Origin of the sequence: Fulverythrobacter ferritrahens (assembly GCF_020539485.1) — a bacterium.
Classification (GTDB): Bacteria; Pseudomonadota; Alphaproteobacteria; order Sphingomonadales; family Sphingomonadaceae; genus Andeanibacterium; species Andeanibacterium ferritrahens.
Map to the genome: position 1 here is coordinate 235,336 of NZ_JACDXU010000001.1, position 16,825 is coordinate 252,160.

21 protein-coding genes are annotated in these 16,825 nt (G+C 64.1%); 3 read left to right on the forward strand and 18 right to left on the reverse strand.

Annotated elements, in window-relative coordinates; translation table 11 throughout:
- Window positions 1-2 precede the first annotated feature (2 nt).
- The 18 genes from H0274_RS01030 to H0274_RS01115 form a co-directional block, all read right to left on the reverse strand.
- Window positions 3-281: a FliM/FliN family flagellar motor switch protein gene (locus tag H0274_RS01030; RefSeq protein ID WP_226792303.1), complete on the reverse strand. Its 279-nt coding sequence runs from the start codon at window positions 279-281 to the stop codon at window positions 3-5.
- Window positions 275-1,027 (reverse strand): FliM/FliN family flagellar motor switch protein, encoded by a 753-nt coding sequence (locus H0274_RS01035; RefSeq protein WP_226792305.1) that lies wholly within the window; start codon window positions 1,025-1,027, stop codon window positions 275-277. The genes H0274_RS01030 and H0274_RS01035 overlap by 7 nt, the downstream gene beginning before the upstream one ends.
- On the reverse strand, window positions 1,024-2,199 hold the full coding sequence (flgF, locus tag H0274_RS01040; RefSeq protein WP_226792307.1) for a flagellar basal-body rod protein FlgF: 1,176 nt from the start codon (window positions 2,197-2,199) through the stop codon (window positions 1,024-1,026). The genes H0274_RS01035 and flgF overlap by 4 nt, the downstream gene beginning before the upstream one ends.
- Window position 2,200: 1 nt before the next feature.
- Window positions 2,201-2,644 carry a flagellar hook assembly protein FlgD gene (locus H0274_RS01045; protein ID WP_226792309.1) on the reverse strand — a complete coding sequence of 148 codons (444 nt, stop codon included), beginning with the start codon at window positions 2,642-2,644 and terminating at the stop codon, window positions 2,201-2,203.
- A gap of 5 nt (window positions 2,645-2,649) precedes the next feature.
- A complete protein-coding gene (locus H0274_RS01050) occupies window positions 2,650-3,318 on the reverse strand; it encodes a hypothetical protein (RefSeq protein WP_226792311.1) in 669 nt (222 codons plus the stop codon).
- A gap of 188 nt (window positions 3,319-3,506) precedes the next feature.
- Complete coding sequence (locus H0274_RS01055; protein WP_226792313.1) at window positions 3,507-3,896, reverse strand: hypothetical protein; 390 nt, start codon at window positions 3,894-3,896, stop codon at window positions 3,507-3,509.
- 58 nt (window positions 3,897-3,954) lie between these two features.
- Window positions 3,955-5,271 (reverse strand): FliI/YscN family ATPase, encoded by a 1,317-nt coding sequence (locus H0274_RS01060; protein ID WP_226792315.1) that lies wholly within the window; start codon window positions 5,269-5,271, stop codon window positions 3,955-3,957.
- The gene (locus tag H0274_RS01065; protein WP_226792317.1) at window positions 5,268-5,975 is read right to left on the reverse strand and encodes a FliH/SctL family protein; all 708 of its coding nucleotides are present in this window, start codon (window positions 5,973-5,975) and stop codon (window positions 5,268-5,270) included. Before H0274_RS01065 ends, H0274_RS01060 begins: the two co-directional genes overlap by 4 nt.
- On the reverse strand, window positions 5,972-6,352 hold the full coding sequence (locus tag H0274_RS01070; protein WP_226792319.1) for a hypothetical protein: 381 nt from the start codon (window positions 6,350-6,352) through the stop codon (window positions 5,972-5,974). The genes H0274_RS01065 and H0274_RS01070 overlap by 4 nt, the downstream gene beginning before the upstream one ends.
- Complete coding sequence (gene fliF / locus H0274_RS01075) at window positions 6,342-7,529, reverse strand: flagellar basal-body MS-ring/collar protein FliF (RefSeq protein ID WP_226792321.1); 1,188 nt, start codon at window positions 7,527-7,529, stop codon at window positions 6,342-6,344. The genes H0274_RS01070 and fliF overlap by 11 nt, the downstream gene beginning before the upstream one ends.
- Window positions 7,530-7,532: 3 nt before the next feature.
- The gene (fliE, locus tag H0274_RS01080) at window positions 7,533-7,853 is read right to left on the reverse strand and encodes a flagellar hook-basal body complex protein FliE (RefSeq protein WP_226792322.1); all 321 of its coding nucleotides are present in this window, start codon (window positions 7,851-7,853) and stop codon (window positions 7,533-7,535) included.
- Complete coding sequence (gene flgC / locus H0274_RS01085; protein ID WP_226792323.1) at window positions 7,850-8,269, reverse strand: flagellar basal body rod protein FlgC; 420 nt, start codon at window positions 8,267-8,269, stop codon at window positions 7,850-7,852. The genes fliE and flgC overlap by 4 nt, the downstream gene beginning before the upstream one ends.
- A complete protein-coding gene (locus H0274_RS01090; RefSeq protein ID WP_226792324.1) occupies window positions 8,269-8,613 on the reverse strand; it encodes a flagellar basal body rod protein FlgB in 345 nt (114 codons plus the stop codon). The genes flgC and H0274_RS01090 overlap by 1 nt, the downstream gene beginning before the upstream one ends.
- A 13-nt stretch (window positions 8,614-8,626) precedes the next feature.
- Window positions 8,627-9,748 carry a flagellar basal body P-ring protein FlgI gene (locus tag H0274_RS01095; RefSeq protein WP_226792325.1) on the reverse strand — a complete coding sequence of 374 codons (1,122 nt, stop codon included), beginning with the start codon at window positions 9,746-9,748 and terminating at the stop codon, window positions 8,627-8,629.
- A complete protein-coding gene (locus H0274_RS01100; RefSeq protein WP_226792326.1) occupies window positions 9,748-10,326 on the reverse strand; it encodes a flagellar basal body L-ring protein FlgH in 579 nt (192 codons plus the stop codon). Before H0274_RS01100 ends, H0274_RS01095 begins: the two co-directional genes overlap by 1 nt.
- Window positions 10,323-10,766, reverse strand: coding sequence for a hypothetical protein (locus H0274_RS01105; protein WP_226792327.1), 444 nt, complete (start codon window positions 10,764-10,766; stop codon window positions 10,323-10,325). Before H0274_RS01105 ends, H0274_RS01100 begins: the two co-directional genes overlap by 4 nt.
- A 3-nt stretch (window positions 10,767-10,769) precedes the next feature.
- On the reverse strand, window positions 10,770-11,561 hold the full coding sequence (locus H0274_RS01110) for a flagellar hook-basal body protein (RefSeq protein WP_226792328.1): 792 nt from the start codon (window positions 11,559-11,561) through the stop codon (window positions 10,770-10,772).
- A complete protein-coding gene (locus H0274_RS01115; RefSeq protein WP_226792330.1) occupies window positions 11,558-12,268 on the reverse strand; it encodes a flagellar hook-basal body protein in 711 nt (236 codons plus the stop codon). Before H0274_RS01115 ends, H0274_RS01110 begins: the two co-directional genes overlap by 4 nt.
- A gap of 169 nt (window positions 12,269-12,437) precedes the next feature.
- Here H0274_RS01115 and H0274_RS01120 point away from each other — a divergent pair, with 169 nt between their 5' ends.
- Genes H0274_RS01120 through H0274_RS01130 form a run of 3 tightly spaced genes read left to right on the forward strand, consistent with a single transcriptional unit; the run spans window position 12,438 to window position 16,697 of the window.
- Window positions 12,438-14,231: a sensor histidine kinase gene (locus H0274_RS01120; protein WP_226792332.1), complete on the forward strand. Its 1,794-nt coding sequence runs from the start codon at window positions 12,438-12,440 to the stop codon at window positions 14,229-14,231.
- Complete coding sequence (locus tag H0274_RS01125) at window positions 14,228-14,854, forward strand: response regulator (RefSeq protein ID WP_226792334.1); 627 nt, start codon at window positions 14,228-14,230, stop codon at window positions 14,852-14,854. Before H0274_RS01120 ends, H0274_RS01125 begins: the two co-directional genes overlap by 4 nt.
- A 43-nt stretch (window positions 14,855-14,897) precedes the next feature.
- Window positions 14,898-16,697, forward strand: coding sequence for a tetratricopeptide repeat-containing sulfotransferase family protein (locus H0274_RS01130; protein WP_226792336.1), 1,800 nt, complete (start codon window positions 14,898-14,900; stop codon window positions 16,695-16,697).
- Window positions 16,698-16,825: the final 128 nt, after the last annotated feature.

Here is a 16,825-nt window from a genome sequence, read left to right on the forward strand (position 1 = left end):
GCCTATCCGCCGATCTCGGTAACGCGGATAGCGTATTTATTGTCCACGCTCACGATCTCGCCCCGGGCGATGACGCGGCCATTCACGCGGACTTCCGCCGCTTCCGTCAGCATGCGGTCCACCGGCACCAGATCGCCTTTGGCCAGCGCGGCAAGCTCCGCGACCGAAAGCCGGGCTTCTCCCAGGATCACTTCCAGATCGACTTCGACATGATCGATCAACCGAGGAGGCAGTTCGGCCTTGCGGGCCGGTTCGAGGGTATTTGCGTCGTCATCTACCATTGCGTTGCAGGCCTTGTGAGCTGGAACAGAAGCCCGCTTTCGCCCGGCACGAGGGCAAGCGCGCCACTGGCGGCGGGCATATTGTCGATCAGGGCATCGAGCGGGGCGGCGAGAGGAGTGTCGAGGGCAAGGACATCGCCAACCTCAAGCGTTTGAACCTCGGCCAGAGCGAGGCGGCTGCAGCCGAGCCTTGCGCCGATGCGTAGCGGCTGCGGCTCCAGCGCGGGGCTGCGCGGGCCGAGTGGCGCGCGCTTGCGGCCCGAACCGGCCCAACCGCGGGCGAGCAGCGCCAACACACTTGCCCCCGCCTCGATCCTGAGCAGCAGGTCTCCATCCGCCGATGTAACGGGCAGGGTGAAACCTTCGGCCGAATTGCCCTGAGGCAGGGCGATGTCGAGCAAGGATCCAAGCGCGGCCAGCGACCTTTCGACCAGACTCTCAATCACCGCACGGTCCTGCGGCGTTCGCAGATCATGTTCGGCAAGGCCGCGGCCCAGCAATTGTGAGCCAAGGGCCAACCGTCCTTCCTCATGCAGCGCCAGCCGGAATCCCCGACCTTCATACGGGGATGTAAAGCCGAGCATAGTGGGGCCCTGCTCCAGTCTTTCCCAGCGCGGCGGCATGCACGGCCGGGCGGCGGCGAACCATTCGCCCGCCCATTCCTGCACGCAGCGCGCCACCGGCTCCGCGGTGCGGGCATCCAGCAAGGCGCTGTCCGGCAGCCAGAGAAGGGGAGTGGCGGTCATCCCTGACCCCGGATGCCGAAGAGCTGCTGGATCATATCATTGGAGACACTGATGATTTGCGATGACGCCTGGAAGCCGCGCTGGATCAGGATCAGTTCGGCGAATTGCGATCCCAGATCGACATTGGAGGCTTCCAGCCTGCGGCTGAGGACTGTCCCCACGCGGCTGTCTTCTGCGGGCAGATATTGAACCTGGCCAAAGCCATTATGCGCGAACAACCCGCTGCTGCGCTGTTCCAGCGTCTGCGGATCGCGGAAATCGGCCAATGCGATGGTCCCCAGTGCCTTCTTCTCTTCATTGCTATAGGTGATTTCCAGCTCGCCCTTGGCGTTGACGGCCAGCTTGGTGACCGATCCCGTGCCATGCCCGTCCACCTCGGCAGCGCGCAGCGAACTGACTGTGCCGGAGGAGAAAGAGGAGACGCGGGAGAAATCGAACTCCACCGAAAGCCCGCTGGCGACTTCCTCGAAAGTCAGGGTTCGCGTGGCGGGATCGGCGACACCGGCAATGAATTTCAGCGTCTTGGTGCCGATCTCTGTCCCTTCACCATCTGTGACCTTGACAGTCCATTGATCGAATACGGTTTCTTCGCGGGAGAATTTCAGCGTCCAGAGATGCTCTTTCCCGCGCTCGTCGAACACTTTGACGTCAGCAATGGAAAATTCGGTGGCGGTGGAAGAAAGGTTGTCGGCGAATTCGATCTTCGTCGTCTCTTCCGGCGGACTGGTGCGAGAGGCATCGATGTTCAGGCTTACGGGCCGTCCGCCATTGTCGAGTACGGCCAGCCGATAATCCGTCCCGGAAAGGACGATATAGCCCTCATCATTCACCATGAAGCTGCCTGTACGGGTATAGAGCGTCTGGTCCCCGTCGAGCAGAACGAAGAAGCCCCCACCGTCGATTGCCAGATCGAGATCCCGGTCGGTCTGGCGCAATTCGCCCTGGCCGAAATTGAGCGAGATGTCCTGCAGGCTAACCCCGTGGCCCGCCTGGCTGCCTGACGAGGTGTAGTCCAGCCCGCCAGAACTGCCCGAACCATAGACATCAGAGAAGCTGACGTCCGATGCCTTGAACCCCGTGGTGTTGAGGTTGCTGACATTGTTGCTTACGGTCTTCAGCCCTTCGGAATAGGCGTTAAGCCCGCTCAGCCCGATATAGATTGATCCGAACATGTCAGTTGGACTCCCTGATCTGCGAGACCGCCCCGAGACTGATGTTCGAGATGGTCTGGTTATTGGCGGTCTGAATGGTGAGGGTAGGACCTTCCTGTCCGAAGGCGATGGACGTGACCTTGCCGGTCAGTACGGTATTGCCAGCCGGGATCTCGACAATCCGGCCCAGCAAGGTGGCGGCTTGCGAGGTCGATTGCGCCGAAACGAGCGCCTGCAGGCTCTCGGACATTTGCTGGGTTTGCTGAATCTGCGAGAATTGCGCGAGCTGGGAAACGAACTGGAAATTGTCCATCGGCTTCAGCGGATCCTGATAGGTCAGCTGGGTAAGGACGATCTTCAGCAGATCCTCGAACCCCAGGCCAAAGGCGTCCGTCGCGCTTTGCGTGGTCTGGGAAGAGGTCGCGGCGGAGGACCCTCCCAACGCATCGATCGGATTGCTGGCCACCTGTTCTACCCTTTCGCGACTTCATGGATGACGATGGCGGAGCTGCGGTGTCCGTGACTTTCCAGCAGATGGGTCAGCGCGGTTTCCAGCGCCCTGCGTTCGTTTTCGGCCAGTTTCGGCAGGCGCAGGATCAGTTGCAGGCCACCTTCCGTCCTTACGAGCTGCGCGCCAAAGGGAGAGGTTTGACCGGAAGGCATGGCCACCAGAGGCTCATGCGCTGCGCGCTGGCTGTCTCGGGATTGTGGCAGTTCCGGCAGGGGTATGGACTGGCGGGGCTCAGGCGCAGCGCCGGTGCCGGTGCCGGTGGTGGGCATAGCCCGGCCCATATTCGCCGCTGACAGCCCCCGGGCGGTCAGGGTGTCGGATGGTTGCGGTGAAAGTGCTGGCTGCTCAGGTCGATAGTGCGGTGTCTGTGGCCCCTGCAGGTCAGGCGCGATAGAAGCCACGGGAAGCTCCTTCGCGATTGCATTATCCGGGCGGGCTGTTGTGGCGCCAGGCGGTATGGCTGATGTTTCCACGCGGCTGGAAAGGCTGGGTTGAGTAAGGCTCTCCGAGTGGCCGCCGGGCAAATTCAGCGCCATTTCCACCAGCAATCTCGCGGCGCTGAAGGCCTCGGCGGGTGCGCCGGGCGAGGGCGCCAGCGCGGCAGCACGGCGGGCTTGTTCCTCCGTCAACTCGCCGTGTCGTGAGGGGAGGAAATCAGGCGTGAGATCAGGCTCCTCGCGGGTGGCGAGCAAGGACGCAAGCAGATCGGAAAATGCGCTCGCTTGCGTGCCCGAGTCAGTCCGGACGCCCGGTATAGAATTTGACAGCTGCCCCTGCTGGGGGGCGACTTTTTGCGGGAATGCCGGGAAGGATATGGTCATGCTCTTCCTCCTCTGGGCCGAGCACGCAGGCCGGCTATCTCAAGCGTGGCTGCCTCGTCGCGCTTCTCGGCTATCCGACGGGAAACCTTGCGCAGCAATGCGTGTGCCCGTTCCTCCCGCGCATGTTCCTGCCGCCACTGTTCGCGCCGCTCGGCCTCCTGCTTTTGGCAGTCGCGGGATTGGGCAGCGGTAATTTCGCTGCTGGCCGAGAGGTCTCCCAGCACGGCAAGGGCGATGCGCCATTCTGCGAAATCGAGGGCGTCGGCATCCTGCAAGGAGGCGACTTCGCTTTCCTTCGCCGCGATTTCGCGTTCCTGCTCAGCAAGTCTTGCCTGCGCCTCGCCAGTCGCAGCTTGTGCTTCGGCCAGCTCGCCCTGGCTGGCCATGGTCTTCAGGGCCTGTAGCGAGGCGACACGGCCAAGCCGATGGTGAAAATGGCAGCCGCTACGCATGGCTGCCCGCCGCCAGAATCCGGGCGAGCGCTCCGGTGGTTTCCGCCAGTTCGCTATGCTCCTTCGCCTTCTGGATCAGGAAGCCGGCCAGAGCGCTTTGCAGGGAAATGGCACGGTCGATCCGCTCGCTGGCTCCGCTGCGGTAAAGGCCACTTTCAATCATCGGCCGCGCCTCCTCATGCGTGGCGATCAGGGAATGGGCTTCTCCGCACAGCGCGCTTTCCCGTTCATCGAGGAGATCGCCAGCAAGGCGGCTGACGCTGCGAGACAGGTCAATTGCGGGGAAATGGCGTTTTTCCGCTAGTTGCCGGGAAAGAACGATATGGCCGTCCAGCACGGACTTCATCAGTTCCACCACGGGATCGTCCACATCGTCTGTCTCGCTCAGAACGGTGAACACTGCCGTTATCGCGCCGCTGCGGGCCGCGCCGCAGCGTTCGACCAGACGCGGAAGGGCGGAAAACACATTGGGGGTCAGACCGCGCGCGCTGGGCGGCAGGCCCGCTGCGAGGCCCAACTCTCGTAAGGCATGGGCCACTCGCGTGATGGAATCTACCAGCAGCAACACATGCTCGCCTTCGTCACGCCAATGTTCCGCGAGGCCGACTGCCTGCTCGATCGCGCGCAGGCGCAGGCTGGCGCTCTCATCGGCAGTGGCCGCCACCAGTGTCGATCGCGCCATGTTCGGGCTTTCCCGAAGCATGCGCCACAGCACATCCACCTCGCGGCCACGTTCTCCCACCAGGCACAGCACCACCCGGTCGCAGCGGGTCTGGCGGGCGATCTGCTCGAGAAGGCTGGTCTTGCCAACTCCGGCAGCGGCGAAGATGCCGACGCGTTGGCCCATTCCCAGCGGAAGCAGCGCATCGATGGCGCGGATTCCCGTTTCGATCCGCTCACTCTGGGCTGTCCGGTCAAAGGGGGCGAGGGGCCTGCCGGCACGCTTCTGTCGCCGCTCGGGCCAGATCGCGCCCAGGCTGTCCAGCGGGCGGGCCAGGGCATCTATCGCGCGACCGCCGAAACCCGCGCCGACGGGAATATCCTCCGCTCCCGGCGCGCGCGCTACTGTGGCGCCGAGTGTCAGCCGGGGCGGGTGACCGATTGGAACCAGCCGCAGGCGTTCCGACTCCACCGCAACCACTTCGGCCAGCATGGGCGCTGCCCCGGCGGCCTCCACCTCGCAATAATCACCCACGCTGGCGACTGGGCCGTCCGCCTCCAGAAACTCGCCATTGATGCGCAGGAGGGCCCCTGTAGCGCGGGTGAATTCTGCGCTTTCCAGGCGACGCACGAAGGGATGGGCCTTCATGGTTCCGCTCCTGCTTCTGCTTGCGCGAGCTGGTCGAAATAGACGCTCAGGCGTTGCCATTGGCCGGCCAGCCCGATGTCGAGCGAGCCGAGCCGGAGGTCGACCTTGCAGTCGCCGGGCTGGAGCGTGTCGTCGGCAATTACGGCAAGCCCGGGAAAGCGCTCCCCAAGTGTCGCAAGATCGTCGGCTGAGCGGAAATCGCGGCCGGAAACCCGCACCTGCCGTACCATGTCCCTTTGCAGGGCGGAGAGGTGATATGTCAGCGTGGCACGCAGCAGATCGGCCTGAAGCTCCGCTTCCCCGAACACGCGCTTCAGGGCCGTTCGGCTCAACTGCAGTGCCAGGGTCTCGCAATCCGCCAGGATTCTCTCCCTGGTCGGCTGCAACCTTTCCAGCGATGCGGCGAGCATATCCAGCCGGCGATTTTCCTCGCCTGCCACATGATCCAGCCCATCCTGCCGGCCCCGCTCGAAAGCCGCTTCCTCGCGCTGGTCTGCTTCCGTTTCCATCTGCGCTATGCGGTGTCGCAAATCGGCGATCGCGGCTTCCAGTTCGATACACTGCCGATCCAGCGCCTCGTCCGGTTCAGGCATGTCCGGGCGGGTCAAAAAGGGCTCGGCCTGCCGAGCTGCGGGCAAGGCTGCTTCCAGCGGCCGCAGGGCCCCCTGCATATGGGCGTCGCCTGCTTTGAACAGCCCGCTCACAGCCTGTTCCTCAATTCGCGCCATAAGGAACGGAGGCCTTCGCCCGGTATCCTGGGTGCGTTGATCCTGCCCTGCGAGGAGACGATCTGTTCCTGGCCCTCCAGCAGTGCGGAGCGCACCGCCGGGGTTAGCTGGGATGCAAGCCGGCCGTCATTCTCGCAGGCATCCAGCAAAGCGGCGAGCCATGGGGAGTAGGCACGGAAACGGCGGTTTCGCGCATCGGCATCCGCTTTTTCGCGCTCCGCAGCAGCCAGCAGGCGCTCGAAGGCAAGCCGCTGAGAGGCTTCCATGCGATGCATTATGCCCTGCTGGTCACCCACCGGCAGGGCATGCCAGCGATTGAGCCACGCGGCCATGTCAGCGGCCTCACTCTCCATTGGGCGCCCCCTCGGCCATGGCGATTTTCTCGCCAAGCAGTTCGGCAAAGCTCTGCTGTTCTTCCGGCGAAAGCCGGCTGCGGCGGCGCAATGCGATGAGGAGGAGCACGATGGGTACTGCCAGCAGGGCCCATAACCACGAACCGCCCAGCCAATCGCCCGCGATCATGTGTTCCGGCGCAACGATGGGGGAAAGCGCAGGTTGCTCCGGCGGGGCGACGACGAGTTCTGCCGGGCCGGGCGTGGCCAGATCCTCCAGCGGCCCGGTCTCGAAACGCAGGACATCGCCATTGCCCGGTTCCAGTCCGGCGGTTTCGCCAATGGCGGATTGCAGCATGTCGCGATCTTCGGTGCCCAGTTCCATTTCGGTTCGCAGGGCAATGCGAAGGCTGAAATTCCGGGCGTTCGGGGTTTCGTCGCTGCTTGAGGGAACAGCCAGAACCCTGATGTCGAACGGCATGCCGGGAATGAGCTTCTCGGCCACGCCGCGAATGCGGGCGCGGTAATATTCTTCCAGCGCCGCGCGTTCGTCGAGCTCGCCATGCATTCCGGCATCATCCACAGGCAGGGGGCTCAGCAACCTGCCGCGATGGTCCAGCACGGCCACTTCCCGCGCCGGCAGGTCTGGGACAGCGGAAGAAACGAGCTGCTGAATGCCGGTAACGCGTGCGGGTTCGAGCGTGGCGTTTCCTGCGGTCTGCAAGGTGACCGCTCCTTTGGGGCCGGCCTGGTTTGCGCGGAACAGCGTGCGTTCGGGCAGGGAGAGGTGGACACGGGCAAAGGCGATCCCGTCCATCCCCATGATGGTGCGGGCCAGTTCGCCCTGCAAGGCGCGCTGGTAGTTCACCTTTTGCGCGAATTCGGTGAGGCCCATGTCGCTTTCATTGAACAGTTCGAAGCCCACCGTACCGCCGGTCGCGACACCCGATCCGGCCACCAGCACGCGCGCACGGCCGATGTCGGCTTCCGGCACCAGAAGGCGGTGGCCGCCATCTTCTAGCCGGTATTCGATGCCCTGCTTTTCCAGCACGCCGACGATTTCCGCGGCATCAGCTTCGCGTAAGTCTTCGTAGAGCATGCCATAGCCGGGGCGCAGGAAAACGAACCAGACGATAGCCAGCACGGCGACCACGCCTGCGAAAATTCCGCCAATCAGGAGAATCTGCCTGCGTTCCATGCGTCAGAGCTGCATGTTCATGAGTTCACGATAGGTCTCCACCAGACGGGTGCGGACCTGTGTCGCGAGTTCGATGGAAAGGCGCGCTTCCTCCAGCGCGATGGTGACCTGATGAACGGGCACGGAATCGTCGAGTGCGAATTGCCGCACCAGTTCGTCCGCATGGGCAACCTTGTCGTTGACCGCATCCAGCCCGGCAGACAGCACGGACTGGAAGCTGGCGCCGCCGGTGGTGGATGCGGGGAGGGCAGGCAGCCCCAGCCGCATGATCTGGGGTGGGCCATCCGACAGGCCGAGCGCAGCGACAGGGTCCAGCGCGCTCATGCCTGTTTCCCGATCTGCAATGCGCTGGAATAGATCTGCTGCGCAGCGGCGAGCGCCACCAGATTGGCTTCATAGGCGCGGGCGGTTTTCACCATCAGCGCCATTTCGCCGGCGTGGCTGACATTGGGGTAGGACACATAGCCATTGGCATCGGCCTGAGGATGGCCGGGCTCATAGACCCGGCGTATCCCGGCACCGCTTGGCTCCACGCCATAGGCGCGCACGCCTGCGGGGGCGTGTTGTCCCTCCAGCACTGTGCCGAAGTTTCCGGCGGGGCCGGAAAGCAGTGTGAGAGGCTGAAAGCCCGTACCGTCCGCCGCGCGCGCGGAATTCATATTCGCCAGATTGAGCGCGATGATTTCCATGCGACGCCATTCGACATCCAGCCCGGTGCGGCTGATCGCAATCGCGTCCATCACTGGCCTCCCGTCATGGAGAGGCGGGCGAGCTGCATCTGGCGGCTTAGCACATCGACCAGCGCCGCGTAGCGCAAGGCGGTTTCGGAGGCGCTGGCGAGTTCCAGATCGAGGCGCATCCCGCCCTGACCCGCGCGGCTCATATCCTGTTCGAATTCGGGGCGGAGCTGGCGGACGGCCTCTGGCCCGGCTTTTGCTGCATCACGCAGCCGCCCTTCGAAATTGACGCGCAGCGGCGTGTAATTGGGCGAGTTCGCATTGGCGACGTTCTGCGAAATGGCCGAGGCGCGCAGGGCGAGCCCATCCAGCGCCTTCACTACGAGCAGGGCGGAAAGCTGGTCCATCCCCATGTCTCCTTTATTGAACCACGATGTCGGCATGCAGCGCGCCTGCGGCCTTGATCGCCTGCAGGATGCTGATCATGCGCCTGGTATCGACCTTCGCCCGGGCAAGCCCTTCCACCAGTGAACCCACGGTGGTGTTGGGAAAGCTCATCACGGCGTCATTGGCGCCCTGATCCACTGCCAGCTTCGTGTTGGTCACGATCAGGCTGGACACATCATTGGCGAAGCCTGCGATGAAGCTGGGCTGGGAGGCGTAATTTTCGGTGACGATGGTCACCTTGATGTCCCCCTGGGAGATCACCACGCTGGAAATCCGCACTCCGGACCCGGCCACCACCGTTCCGGTGCGTTCATTGATCACGATGCGCGGAGAAAGGTCGGGCGTGACGGCGATATTCTCGATCCGGGAGAGGAAGGCGGCCAGTTCGGCCGACCCGCGATCATAGGCGATCACCACCTCATCGGCATTGCGGACGGAGGCGATGGGGCGGCCGAAGCTGGCGTTGATCGCCTCGCTGACCCTCTGGGAAGTCGTGAAATTCGGTTCGGAAAGCAGGAAGGAAACGGTGCCCTGTGCGGAAAGCAGGCGGGCATCGACGGGGGCTTCCACGGTCGCGCCGCCGGGCAGCACCGCGCTGGTGGGATAGTTGCGTTGCTGCCGGTTGAGATTTGCTTCAAAATCATAGCCGCCCGCCGTCAGCGCGCCCTGTGCCAGCGCATAGGGGCGCTGATCGGGGCCCATCAGGGGCGTCATCAGCAGGGTTCCCCCTGCAAGGGAGCGGGCATCGCCGATGGAGGATACGATGGCGTCAATCCGGTCTCCGGCATTGGCGGAGGCTGGTAATGTGGCGGTTACGATCACTACCGCGACATTGCGGCTGTTGATCTGTTCCTCGCTCACCGAGGTGCCAAGGCGGGAAAGGACATTGCGCAGCGCCAGCCGCGTTACTTCGTTACGGCGCGTATCACCCGAGCCGGAAAGACCGGTGACGAGGCCGTATCCGATCAGCGCATTATCGCGCCAGCCATCGAATCTGCCCAGCCCTTTCAGCGCTACTTCCTGTGCGCTCACAGGCATCGAGACGGTGAACAAAGCCGCCAGGGCAAGCGCATAGAGGGAATGACGCAAACCCATCAGCCGATCCCCAGCAGGCTGAAGAGCCGATTGAGCAATCCCGGCTTCGCGCTGCGGCTGACGAAGCCCTTTCCGTCATAATCGATCTGGGCATCGGCGATGCGGGAGGAGGGGATGAGATTATCCGCGCTGATATCCTGCGGGCGGATGCGGCCGCGCACGGCGATTGTGGTTTCCTCGCCATTGATGAGCATCTGCTGGCGACCTTCGATCACGAGATCGCCATTGGGAGCCAGTTCCATGACATTGGCCGAGATCTGCGCCACGAATTGTTCCGCGCGGACCACTTCGCCGCGCCCGGAATAAGAGCCGCCGAACTGGAGCGAAGCGTTTTCGTCAATCCCGCCGGCCTGCAGCGAGCCTCCTGTCTGCGACTTGCGGGAGGAGTTGTTCTGCAGGCTGCTGCTGGCGCGGGTGGTTTCCAGGATCAGGATGGTCACGGCATCGCCAATGCCCATGGCCTTGCGATCGCTGGCAACGGCAGGCCAGCCGGTGCCGCGATAGAGCTGCTCGGCCTGCAAGGAGGTGGAGGGCAGCATCGCGAGAATGGCCAGCGAGAAAAGGGCAGGGCGGCTCATTGGGCGCCCGCGCCATCCACGAAGTGGGCGGACAGGACCTGCCCGTCGCCTGCTTTCACGAAGCCGCGCCGCCCCGCACGGATGGACCGGATTGCGCTGACTTCCCGTTCCACGATCACCGGGCCCGTGCGGACCACGAGTTGCAGGGTGCTGCCGGCTGGGGCGATGGCGCCGGGCTTCAGCACCAGTCTGCCGAGGTAAGTGCCGGCGGATAGATCTTCCACGGCCATGGGCGCATTCTCGCCTCGGTCGAAGGCGAGTGGCAGGTGCGGTTGTTCCTCCCGGCAGGCCACAGGCTCGGCCAACTCCGCAGTCAAGAAATCCCCCGCCGCAACTCCTTGCAGAAGAGCGTGGCAACTGCCGACCTGCGCCTGCGCAAGCGCGGGTCCGCTCAGGCAACAGGCCATGATCGCCATTATCGCGAATGTCCCCCGGATCATGGCCTATCGCCTGAGCGTGTTGGTGATGGCGGCAAGCTGGTCCGCCGCCTGAAGGATCTGTGCGTCAGCCGCGAAGGCGCGTTGCACCATCAGCATCTCCACCATCTCGGCGGAAAGCTCGACCGTGGACTGCTCCACGCTGCCCTGCACGATCCGCCCGGCGCCATCCTCGCCAGGACGGGCATCGATCAGGCGCGCGCCCTCAGTGGGGCGATAGAGCCCGTCATCGAGGCGTTCGAGAGCGGATTCCAGCTCGGGACGGACCAGCGACACCTGCCCGATCTCGGTGATTTCATCATCCGCATTGCGCACACTCACCAGGCCATCCTGCGTAATGCTGAGTTCCGTCGCGTCATCAGGCACAGCGATGCCTGCCTGCAGGGGGATTCCGGCGGAAGTGGCCAGCAGGCCGTCCTCGTTCACCCGCAGCCGTCCGCCGCGCCAGAACAGGGTTTCCCCGCCCAGCCCGGCCAGTTCCACAAAGCCGCGCCCGTCAATCGCGAGGTCCAGGGCATTGCCGCTGGGCTTGAGCGTCCCTTGCGCAAAGATCATTGTCTGCGGCACCATCCGCACCCCGGCAGAGCCCGATAGCGCGGCAGCGGCATCTGTGCCCATTCCCGCGCCCACACCTTGGCCTTCCGTCCCATCTGCACTGCGGGCCAGCACTTCTGCGAAGTGCGCCTCGGTGCGCTTGAAAGCGGGCGTGTTGACGTTGGCGATGTTGTTGGCGTGAACTTCCAGCGCGCGCTGCTGTGCCCTGAGCGCGACGGCGCCCACTTCGAATGCCCCGTTCATCGCCCGCTCCTGCTGAAAGTGGTGATCGCCTGGCCGATCAATTCATCATAGAACTGCATCACCCGCCCGCCGCTTTCGGCCTGGCGCAGGCTGGCCATCATCGCGACCATCTCGTCGCTCATCGTCACATTGGATTTTTCCAGGAAGCCCTGGCGGATCTGGGATGTTTCCGCTTCGCTCATGGCCGGTTCCGCCGCCGCGAAGGTGGCCCCGCCCAAGGCGGTAAGAGCAGCCGGATCGCCTGCCTCATAGATCCCGATGCGTGCGGTGGGCAGGCCGTCTTCCAGCACGGTGCCATCCGCCAGCACGCCGAACGAGGTGCCGGCCAGCGCCAGATCGCCGCCGCCAGCTTGTTGCAATAGGCGGCCCGAAGGATCGGCCAGCAGCCCATCCTCATTCAGCGCGAAGGAGCCGCCGCGTGCATAGACATAGGCTTCCCCCTCCCGCAGGCGGAGGAGGCCGGGTCCGTTGATCGCAAGGTCGAAGAGGCTGCCGGTTTCGGCAAGGCGGCCCTGTGTGAAATCGACATAGGTCTTCTGCGTGGGCAGCAGGCTGTCTGCATTGCCCACGTTGCCCAGCACTTCGGCAAAATTCACCTGCCGCTTGAAGCCGCTGGTGGAGGCATTGGCGACATTCTGCGCCGAGGCTTCCAGCTTGCGCTCCGCCGAAGCCAATATTGCCGAAGCGGAGTCCACGAGACCCGGCATGTTTCCCCCTGAAGGACAATTCCGTCGAGGGACTGAAAGCCGATCGGCCCGCCCTATGGGAATGCGCGACAGCTCCACTCCGGAGGTTTAGCGGCAGGGTGCCTCGTCCATCCCGGCCGGATCAGGGGCGATATTCCGTGCCTGGCCCTCGGAACGCCATTCATCCGGAATGGACGCGCCCCCAACAGGGCGGGGCCCAATCGGTAGGCTGACCGCGTCGCCGGTGCAGGCCTGTCACAGTCTGCCCGATCCTGCGCGCGCGAATCCCTTGTGCATTGACCGGCGCGCGAAACATGGCATCCCCATCGCCGGCTGGGACAGGGTAGCAATCGGCGTGATACGCGAGATATTCGAGCATAGATCGAGCCGGGTTATCGCCGCCGGGCGCATTGCCCTTGCCCTGCTGTTTGTGCTGTGGATGTGGGTCGATCCGGATCAGCCGGTGCGTGGCGACGGTCTCGCTTACGGCCTGCTGGCTCTCTATCTCGCCTATGCGCTGGCCCTGTTTGCCGTGGCGTGGGGGGATTGGTGGCTGGATTACCGGCTGACCATTCCATCCTTCCTGGGCGACAGCGCGATGTTCATGGCATCGCTCTATTGCACGGAAGGGGGGGAGGCTGATTTCGTCAGCTCCTATTTCGCGTTCTTTTCCTTCATGACCGTCTCGGCGGCCTTGCGCTGGAACTGGCGCGTCACTCTGGCCACGGCGGCCGGGCTGAGCCTGCTTTATCTGGCGATGGGCCTTTTCCTTCACCCCGGCGACTCTGTCGATGTGCTGGCGAAATATGCGCGTCGGGGCAGCTATATGGTAGTGCTCTCGCTGCTGGTGACGTGGTTCACCCTTCAGCGCGCCGCACCGATGGTCGGCAGGTTCTCGCTTGTTCCGGCCGTGCAGGGCGTATCGCCTCATGAGGCAGCCCTTGCCTATGCAATGAAGGCATCGGGTGCCACGGGCGCTGCTCTGGCCTGGGAAAGCACGGAGGAGCCGGGCTGCACTCTCTATCTGGCGGGCACAATCGACCCGGGGGTCAGGCATGTCCCGCCGGGGGTGATCGATCTGGATGCCGATGGCGATCCGATGTTGTTCGATTGCCAGCAAGGGCGGGCCTTGCGGCTGCTCCCGAGTGGAGGCTTCGTGGCCCATGGCCAGTCGCCCGGACCGGCCCTTGCGGAATATCTCGGCGCCATTTCGGGGCTTTCCTTTCCCATTGCAGGGACCACGGGGCAGGGCCAGATCGTCCTCACCGGAATTCCGGGCCTGTGCCGCGACCATCTGGAACTTGGCCGTGCCCTCGCGCGGGAGATCGGGCACGGAATCGACGAGGAGGAGATCACTTCGCTCGCCCGGGAAACGGCGGCGATGCGGCTGCGTGGGAATATCGCGCGGGATCTGCATGACAGCGTGGCCCAGTCGCTCGCCGGGGCCGGATACAGGCTGGCTGCGCTGCGGCGGCAGGCGGGCGCGGGCAAGGATATTTCCGACGATCTGGAGGCTGTTTCGCTCAGCCTGCGAGACGAGCAGGCGAATCTGCGGGAGATTATCGAGCGGCTGCGCAATGACGAGGTAAGCCCCGGCACGCGCAACCTCGGGAGCGAACTGGAACGCCTCACCAACGCGCTTGGTCGCCATTGGGGAGTTCATCTGAATTACGAGGATCGCGGCGAGGCGCTGATCGTTCCGGCGTGGCTTGCCTTCGAGATTCAGCAACTTGTGCGCGAAGGGGTGGCCAACGCGATGCGCCATGGCGAGGCCGGCACCATCTGGGTGAGGATTGCGCGGCGGGAACGAAACATCGAACTGACTATCGAGGATGATGGAAAGGGCTTTCCACGGGGCGAGGAAACGCGCATGCCGCGCTCGCTTGCCGAGCGTGTGGGGGCGCTGGGCGGGACAATAAGGGTCGCCTCCATGAATGGCGATACGAGAGTTGAGATCGAATTGCCTGTGGGAGGGCTCAAATGACTAGGATCGTGCTTGCGGACGATCATCCATTCCTGCGCGCGGGTGTGGAAGACGTACTGGGCGGTTATGGGATCGATATCGCCGCTTCGGTCGATACGGGTGAGGCCGCGCTGGACGCCATCGAGCGGGAAAACCCCGATGTGGTTATCCTGGATGTGCGCATGCCGGGGCTGGGCGGCGTGCCCGCGCTGGAGGCTCTGCGCGCGCGTGGGGATGAACGCCCGGTGATCCTGCTGACCGCCGAACTGGAAGATGCCGCGCTGCTGAGCGCAGTGAAGGCCCGGGTGGACGGCGTGGTGTTCAAGGACGGTGCGGAAGTGCGCCTGCATGAAGCCATCGAGACGGTGCTGGCCGGTGAGCGCTATATCGACCCGCCGCTGATGCAACGCGCGCTGGATCTGGCCATCGAAAGCCCGCGCACTTCGCCGCTCGCCGCCCTTTCCCCGCGCGAGCTGCGCATTGCGGAGGCGGTTTCGAGCGGTATGCGCAATCGCGACATTGCCGAGGAAATCGGGACTACCGAGGGATCGGTGAAGGTCTATCTCCACCGCATTTACGAGAAGGTGGGCGTCAGTTCGCGGACGGAGCTGGCCGTACTCGTCCTGCGGGAGAAAGGCGCCTGAGCGGGGGCTTACGGGCCGTGACCGGGCGTGTTATCGCCCGGTCATGACCGCTCACATCAATCCGGCCGAAGCTGCCCGGCTTGTCGAACAGGAACCGGCGCAGGCCGTGATGCGATTGCGCGATGCGGTGGCGGCCGATCCGCGCAATGCGGGGGCCTGGCGCCTGCTGGCGCGGGCCTTGCGCAACGTGGGACAGGAAGAGGATGCGGCGGAGGCCGACCTCAATGGCGTGCGCGCCACGGCCTTCGAGCCGGAAATGGTGGCCATCGCGGCGGCCATGCTGGAAAACGACCTGCCCCAGGCCGAGGCGCGGCTGCGCCAGCGGCTGAGGGCGCAGCCGACGGATGTGGCGGCGATCCGCCTTATGGCGGAACTGGCTGCGCGGATCGGACGGCTGGCCGATGCTGAAAAGCTGCTGCATCGCGCGCTGGAACTGGCGCCGGGATTCGTGGCGGCGCGCGCCAATCTGGCAGGCATCCTTAACAAGCAGCATCGTTATGCCGAGGCGATTGCCGAGCTGGACATTGTTGCTGCCGCGGGGGGCGATCTGGAAAGCCGCAATCTGCGCGCGGCGGTGCTGGGCCGCACGGGGGACTATGAGGAGGCCGCTCGGCTCTATGGAGAACTGACGCAGGCATTCCCCGGCCATGCGCGCATCTGGATGAGCTATGGCCATGTGCTGAAGACCATCGGGCGGCAGGATGATTCCATTGCCGCCTATCGCAAGGCGCTCGAATGCCAGGCCGATCTGGGGGAAGTCTGGTGGAGCCTCGCCAATCTCAAGACCGTGAGCTTCGATGAAGGTGATGTGGCCGCGATGGAGGCTGCGCTCGCCGGCGATCCGCCTCCGCTGGAAGAGGATCGGCTGCATCTCCATTTCGCGCTCGGCAAGGCCTATGCCGATCATGGGGAGATCGAACCGTCCTTCCGCCATTATGCCCAGGGCAATGCCATGCGTTCGGCCCAGTTGGGATATGATGCGGGGGTCGTTTCCGCGCAGGTGGACAGCGTCATCGCCACTTTGACTCCGCAATTCGTCTCGGAGCGGCAGGGTTGGGGCGATCCCGCGCCGGACCCGGTCTTTATCCTCGGCCTGCCGCGGGCAGGCTCCACCCTGATCGAGCAGATTCTGGCCAGCCATTCCCAGGTGGAAGGCACGATGGAATTGCCGGACATTCCCGCCATGGCCATGCGCGAGGCGCGCGCCATGGGCCTGCGCCCGCAGGACTGGCCCGATGCCGTCGCCGCGATGGATGCAGGCAAGCTGGCCGCGCTGGGGGCAGAATTTCTCGACCGCACGCGCATCCAGCGCAAGACGGACAAGCCGTTCTATATCGACAAGCTGCCGAACAACTGGGCCTATGCTGGTTTCATCCATCTGATCCTGCCCAACGCCAGGATCATCGACGCCCGGCGCCATCCGCTCGATTGCTGCTTCTCCAATTTCCGCCAGCATTTCGCCAAGGGGCAGGGCTTCACTTACGATCTGGCCGATATCGGAAGATATTACGCGGATTATGTCCGCGCGATGGATCATTACGACCGGGTGCTGCCGGGCCGCATCCACCGTGTGATCCATGAGGAATTGCTGGACGATCCCGAAGCTGTGGTGCGCGCCATGCTGGCCTATCTGGGCCTGCCGTTCGAGGAAGCCTGCCTGGAATTCCATCGCAACCGCCGCGCGGTGCGCACCGCCTCCAGCGAACAGGTCCGCCGTCCGATCAACCGGGACGGGGTGGGCCAGTGGGTGCCGTATGAAAAATGGCTCGGCCCGCTGCTGCAATCACTGGGTGACCTTACGGAAACCTATGGTCGCAAGGCGGGGCGAATTGTTACGGCGTGATGGCCGCATGTGGCAAAAATGTCATAGTTCCCGAAAATGGGATTTTCCAAGGCCGCGTCAACGCATGCGCTATTGTCACTAATGTAAAAAACTGGCGCATTCGCTCCTGCAGCATATGCATTATGTGG

What these genes read in the sequence shown, in the direction of transcription:
- fliE (WP_226792322.1), bottom strand. Translation starts at nt 7,853, where the DNA reads ATGAGCGCGCTGGACCCTGTCGCTGCGCTCGGCCTGTCGGATGGCCCA.
- H0274_RS01070 (WP_226792319.1), bottom strand. Translation starts at nt 6,352, where the DNA reads ATGGAGAGTGAGGCCGCTGACATGGCCGCGTGGCTCAATCGCTGGCAT.
- flgC (WP_226792323.1), bottom strand. Translation starts at nt 8,269, where the DNA reads ATGGACGCGATTGCGATCAGCCGCACCGGGCTGGATGTCGAATGGCGT.
- H0274_RS01030 (WP_226792303.1), bottom strand. Translation starts at nt 281, where the DNA reads ATGGTAGATGACGACGCAAATACCCTCGAACCGGCCCGCAAGGCCGAA.
- H0274_RS01090 (WP_226792324.1), bottom strand. Translation starts at nt 8,613, where the DNA reads ATGGACCAGCTTTCCGCCCTGCTCGTAGTGAAGGCGCTGGATGGGCTC.
- H0274_RS01130 (WP_226792336.1), top strand. Translation starts at nt 14,898, where the DNA reads ATGACCGCTCACATCAATCCGGCCGAAGCTGCCCGGCTTGTCGAACAG.
- fliF (WP_226792321.1), bottom strand. Translation starts at nt 7,529, where the DNA reads ATGGAACGCAGGCAGATTCTCCTGATTGGCGGAATTTTCGCAGGCGTG.
- H0274_RS01055 (WP_226792313.1), bottom strand. Translation starts at nt 3,896, where the DNA reads ATGGCCAGCCAGGGCGAGCTGGCCGAAGCACAAGCTGCGACTGGCGAG.
- H0274_RS01100 (WP_226792326.1), bottom strand. Translation starts at nt 10,326, where the DNA reads ATGAGCCGCCCTGCCCTTTTCTCGCTGGCCATTCTCGCGATGCTGCCC.
- H0274_RS01105 (WP_226792327.1), bottom strand. Translation starts at nt 10,766, where the DNA reads ATGATCCGGGGGACATTCGCGATAATGGCGATCATGGCCTGTTGCCTG.
- flgF (WP_226792307.1), bottom strand. Translation starts at nt 2,199, where the DNA reads ATGTTCGGATCAATCTATATCGGGCTGAGCGGGCTTAACGCCTATTCC.
- H0274_RS01120 (WP_226792332.1), top strand. Translation starts at nt 12,438, where the DNA reads ATGGACGCGCCCCCAACAGGGCGGGGCCCAATCGGTAGGCTGACCGCG.
- H0274_RS01035 (WP_226792305.1), bottom strand. Translation starts at nt 1,027, where the DNA reads ATGACCGCCACTCCCCTTCTCTGGCTGCCGGACAGCGCCTTGCTGGAT.
- H0274_RS01095 (WP_226792325.1), bottom strand. Translation starts at nt 9,748, where the DNA reads ATGGGTTTGCGTCATTCCCTCTATGCGCTTGCCCTGGCGGCTTTGTTC.
- H0274_RS01060 (WP_226792315.1), bottom strand. Translation starts at nt 5,271, where the DNA reads ATGAAGGCCCATCCCTTCGTGCGTCGCCTGGAAAGCGCAGAATTCACC.
- H0274_RS01115 (WP_226792330.1), bottom strand. Translation starts at nt 12,268, where the DNA reads ATGCCGGGTCTCGTGGACTCCGCTTCGGCAATATTGGCTTCGGCGGAG.
- H0274_RS01110 (WP_226792328.1), bottom strand. Translation starts at nt 11,561, where the DNA reads ATGAACGGGGCATTCGAAGTGGGCGCCGTCGCGCTCAGGGCACAGCAG.
- H0274_RS01125 (WP_226792334.1), top strand. Translation starts at nt 14,228, where the DNA reads ATGACTAGGATCGTGCTTGCGGACGATCATCCATTCCTGCGCGCGGGT.